This window comes from Pseudomonas sp. MF6747, assembly GCF_963890955.1.
Classification (GTDB): domain Bacteria; phylum Pseudomonadota; class Gammaproteobacteria; order Pseudomonadales; family Pseudomonadaceae; genus Aquipseudomonas.
Map to the genome: position 1 here is coordinate 1 of NZ_CAWPSZ010000042.1, position 772 is coordinate 772.

General features: G+C 57.0%; 1 protein-coding gene. It reads left to right on the forward strand.

Annotated features, from left to right (window positions below; all coding sequences use genetic code 11):
• Positions 1-133: 133 nt before the first annotated feature.
• Positions 134-559: a hypothetical protein gene (locus tag AACW30_RS23990; protein WP_073454712.1), complete on the forward strand. Its 426-nt coding sequence runs from the start codon at positions 134-136 to the stop codon at positions 557-559.
• The last annotated feature ends 213 nt before the right edge of the window (positions 560-772 follow it).

A 772-nucleotide genomic window follows, 5' to 3' on the forward strand; every position in this document is an offset into this window, starting at 1 on the left:
GTGGCGTCTGTCAGGCTGTTTCCGTCGTCTTCGACGCCGGTTTATCAGAGCGGCTTTTGGCCGCTCTGGAAGCAGCTTTCGCTGCCCAAAGCCCTCTGCGCTACCATTCGATTTTCGTCTAGGAAAATTCCTCATGCAGCGTCTCGCCATACCTTCGGATTACGTCCTGCAGTTCATCCTGGGCCGCGCCTCCTATGTCCTCCCATGGGAGGACAAACTTTGCCCAGGTAATCCAGCAGATGATCCCGAAACTGGCGCAGAGGAATACAACGCATATGCCATCAAAAAGGCGCAGGAAGTCGGCAGAGCAACGAAACCAGACCCCGTGCTAGATGCAGTGTATTTGGCGTTAAAAACGCCTGGAGAGGCTTACAGGGCCCTTGCTGAGGATCTTGCGGAGGCTTATCAAGGTCGTTATAGGTTTCTCATAGACAATTTGGCCCAGTGGGACGAAGAAACCAGGTGGTTGAGGGCTGACCTGGTTTTTTCCAATTCTGAGCTTCGCCATTTGTCAGCCACGCAAGTGATGGCTTTACGAACAAGGGCCGCCGAGGCCTGACGCGCTGCGCTTGTCCCCTCGACCTCCATACGGGAACAGGTTCCCGTACTCCGATCGAGGCCAGTCCATCCACCGTTGAAATTCCTCAGGTCAGGGGCCGCGACCCCGGCTCGTCGTGACTCGCTTCACCGTCGCGGCGAACGGAGTCCCGGGCGGAGCGAACCCTTGACCCTTCGCTGATCAAATCACCCTCTGGCGCTCTGTTCCTGGCCA

Bases quoted from the DNA above. Each gene is read 5' to 3' on its own strand.
- AACW30_RS23990 (WP_073454712.1), top strand. From the start codon at position 134: ATGCAGCGTCTCGCCATACCTTCGGATTACGTCCTGCAGTTCATCCTG.